We start from the raw sequence: 3469 nt of genomic DNA on the forward strand, positions 1-3469 counted from the left end.
ACTTCCTACGAAGAGCGCACGGCATTTCCGCAACGGGAAAAGGATGGTGTCGTAACAATGCGTCTTTCCATGAGCAGAGTTCTGGTGGTCGCCATCGCCGGGTTATGCCTGGTCGGGTGTGGATCACAGACCGCGTCCAATGAAGCTGGTGGGGGCCAGGACCGGTCGTCGGACGACTGCCCGCTCACAGCGGAGGCACTCACCAAAGCAACCGCACTGAACTGGGAGCTGAGGGAGAAGAAGGAAGACCACCCTCTGGAGACCGCCGAATCGATCAAAGCGACGGTCTGCCTCTACACCGCCGCGGACGCCCCTCAGCGAGGCTCGGATCCTCTTGTCATGAGGGCAGACGTCGTCACCGGGGCGGATGCCGCCGCCGTCCGGAAGGACTTCAGCGACACATGCACCGAATACGGCGGCAAGGTTCGCAGCTCCGCCTCACCCGAGGGCGCCGTGGTGTGCGACCGAGACGGTTCCGTCGTGGAGGGTGTCATCGGCAGCGATGACCGAGTGGTGAGCGTCTACCTGGGCAACGCCGACAAGGCCACCGCCGCCAAGCTCACCCCCGCCTTCGATCAGATCCTCGCCGCCGTCAATTGAGCCCTGCCGAGCTGAATCGGGGGACCGGCGGCGACGAACTGAACGGCGGGAACGACACCGACTCCTGCAACGGCGGCCCCGGCAGCGACACCACGACGAACGACGAGTAGGCGACACGACCTCGACATGGTCTCGCTGCTCAATGGGCAGCCAGGCCGGGAAACCGCCGTGTTCGCACAAAAGTCTGGTCGAGCTTCGAGTCGAACACCCGGCTCAGGCTCGGGTCCGTAAGGAACCTCAGTGAGGACGACCCCGGCCGATCTCGACGTCATCGCGATCAACCCCCACGCCCCTGACGATCCGCAGCAAGGAGAACCAGATGAACACCAGTTCACGTGCGCTGATCGGAATCACCGCGGCGACGCTGCTGACGATGGCCGCGGTCCCCGCCTCCGCCGCCTCCGCCGCCTCCGCCGCCTCCGCCGCGGCCGGCGCGTCCGCCGCGGCCCAGCCAGTCGCCGCCTCCGATGAGCTCGATGCCGGTTCCGGGCGTGCAGGCCAGGCCGCCGCCGCGCCGCCGGCCTGGGGACCGTACTACTCGCCCGGCGCCAAGCGCGCCAAGACACTCGGCACCATCACCGCGACCGGCGAGGACCACGAGGTGATCCCGTCCGCCGCCACACTGACCGTGTCCGGCACCATCTCCGACCTCACCCGCGCCTCATCCCCCTGCGGATGGGCGGTGTTCAACATCGCCACGGTCAACCCGGCCGGCAACAAGGTGACCTGGAAGCGGCACCACGAACGCACCTGCGCCCATCGCACACCGAAGAAGTTCTCCTTCACCAACCACCGCGTCTACCAGGTCGAGCTGAAGGTGTGCGCCGAACGCCGGGCCGGCGAGCCGTCGATCCAGTGCACCGCCGACAACCCCGCCTGGAAGCGCATCTACCTGTCCCCGCACCGTTCGGCATGAAGCCGAGCAGTGACGCGCACCCACGGCCGGACGGCAACGGACTGCCTGAGAACGACCCTCTGCAAGGAGAATCATGCACATCCTCAACAAGACCGCAGCCGTCCTGGTCGTACTGATCGCGGCCGGCACCCCGATGGTGGCCGACGCGCAGGCGGCCCCTGCACGGGCTGCCGGCGCACAGGCGAAGTCGGCGTACGTCGCCTACCACGACATCTCCTCCGCCCAGCATGCGGAGCGCTCCACCACCCTGAGAGCTCAGGGTTTCACGCTCGGGACCCTCTCCGTCTCCGCCGGCCCCCGCTACGCCGCCGTGTGGGTGAAGGGCCGGGCTGACAGTCCGTGGGTGATCCCTCCCGGCCCGTACCAGGCATTACACCAGGACATGTCGGATAAGGAGTACCAGAGGCGTTTCGTCCATTACACGGCGCATGGCTATCAGCCGAAGGTCGTCACGGCGACCGGCAGTGGGGCCAGTGCAACCTTCGCGGCGCTTTTCGTCAAGGCGCGCGGCGCCTTCGAGGTCAGGCACGGACTCAGGCCGAACCAGCTCAGCGTCCGCAACATTCGTGCGCGCGCCAAGGGCATGTGGCCGACCTCGATCGATGTGTACGGCTCGGCGGCCGACCCCCTCTACGTCGCCGTCTGGTCGGTCAACCCCAATCCCAAGGGCAGAATCTGGAAGCTCACCACCGACATGACCCCCACCCAGTACAACGCCGAGTTCCAAAGGCGAGTCGATTCGGGTTTTCGCCTCACCAGCATCGCGGTGAGCCCATGGGGCACCTACACCGCCGTGTGGTTCACCGACGACAGCCTCGCCACCACCAGCTGGCACTCCTACAGCGGAATGTCGGCCGCCGGTTACCAGAAACGGTTCAACGAACTGAAGGCCAAGGGCTTCTACCCGTCCCAGGTCAACAGTGAGAACGGCATCTACGCCGCCGTCTGGGACGTGTGGCGGTGACACCAGGCCCGCTCAGAGACGACAAGAACAGAAAGGCAAACCTCTTCATGAAATCCATCCGCCGACTGTCGGCGCGCTCTTGCGCAGCGGTGGTCCTCCTCGCGGCGATCACCGCCCTGCCATTATCGACGCCCGCCCAGGCGAGCGCCCGCGAGGAGATCAGAACAGTAGGGGCGGCCGACTGGGACGGCGACGGCCACCAGGACATCGTGGCCTACGCCGCCAATACCGGTCTGTTGTGGCTCTATCCAGGCGAGAGCAAGCGCGGCTACAGCAGCCAGCAGCGGGTGCAGATCGGCACCGGGCTCAACGTCTTCGGGGCCGCCGACTGGGACGGTGACGGTCACCAGGACCTCGTGGCCGGGACCAAGACGTTCCCCTCCCCTTATCTGATGTGGCTCTATCCTGGGGAAAGCAAGCGTGGCTTCAGTAACCAGCCGCGCGTGCAGATCGGTCATGGATGGGACGGGTACTGGCTCGAAGGATTCGTGGACTGGGACGGCGACGGCCACCAGGACATCGTGGCCGTTGATGACGGCAATGGTCTGATGTGGCTTTATCCCGGCGAGAACAAGCGTGGTTACAGCAGTCAGGCGCGCGTGCAGATCGGTCACGGGTGGTGCGGGTATCGCCTCTCGTGTCAGGGAACCTGATGCGCGAGATTCCCCGCTGTACCGGCCGCGAAGCCACCCCGAGGCGCCGGACGTCGAAAAAGGTCGGCTGGGTAACCTTCGGCGTCCTGGTCATCGTCGCCCTCACCCTGCCGTATCTGAGTCAGGCGCTGTTCGACCCGTGGGCACTGTCGCTGACCGGCCGGCCCACGCTGCCCGGGTACTGGTCCGGCGAGATGTCATTCGGGCGAGGCGACACGCGGCCGGTGGTGATGCATCTGCGGGCGGAGACGTGTTCCCGATGCTCCGTCGACGTCGAGGGTGAGGCGAAGGTGTGCGTCGCGGGGCGCTCCATCGACTACCGGCTCTCGGGCGAGG

At 66.4% G+C, this 3469-nt stretch carries 5 protein-coding genes; all 5 read left to right on the forward strand.

Annotation, left to right across the window (positions count from 1 at the left end):
• A partial coding sequence (locus ITP53_RS54485) for a hypothetical protein (RefSeq protein WP_207757738.1) occupies nt 1-600 on the forward strand: 600 nt, incomplete at its 5' end.
• 319 nt (nt 601-919) lie between these two features.
• Complete coding sequence (locus tag ITP53_RS54490; protein ID WP_195903336.1) at nt 920-1516, forward strand: hypothetical protein; 597 nt, start codon at nt 920-922, stop codon at nt 1514-1516.
• Between the two features lie 73 nt (nt 1517-1589).
• Nucleotides 1590-2480: a hypothetical protein gene (locus ITP53_RS54495; RefSeq protein WP_195903337.1), complete on the forward strand. Its 891-nt coding sequence runs from the start codon at nt 1590-1592 to the stop codon at nt 2478-2480.
• 47 nt (nt 2481-2527) lie between these two features.
• Nucleotides 2528-3133, forward strand: coding sequence for an FG-GAP repeat domain-containing protein (locus ITP53_RS54500; RefSeq protein ID WP_195903338.1), 606 nt, complete (start codon nt 2528-2530; stop codon nt 3131-3133).
• Nucleotides 3133-3469 (forward strand): hypothetical protein (locus tag ITP53_RS54505; RefSeq protein WP_195903339.1); only part of this gene is annotated, 337 nt, incomplete at its 3' end. The genes ITP53_RS54500 and ITP53_RS54505, both read left to right, overlap by 1 nt.

It is taken from the genome of Nonomuraea cypriaca, from assembly GCF_015645445.1.
Taxonomy (GTDB): domain Bacteria; phylum Actinomycetota; class Actinomycetes; order Streptosporangiales; family Streptosporangiaceae; genus Nonomuraea; species Nonomuraea cypriaca.

Coding starts and splice junctions, on each gene's coding strand:
- ITP53_RS54495 (WP_195903337.1), top strand. CDS start 1,590: ATGCACATCCTCAACAAGACCGCAGCCGTCCTGGTCGTACTGATCGCG.
- ITP53_RS54500 (WP_195903338.1), top strand. CDS start 2,528: ATGAAATCCATCCGCCGACTGTCGGCGCGCTCTTGCGCAGCGGTGGTC.
- ITP53_RS54490 (WP_195903336.1), top strand. CDS start 920: ATGAACACCAGTTCACGTGCGCTGATCGGAATCACCGCGGCGACGCTG.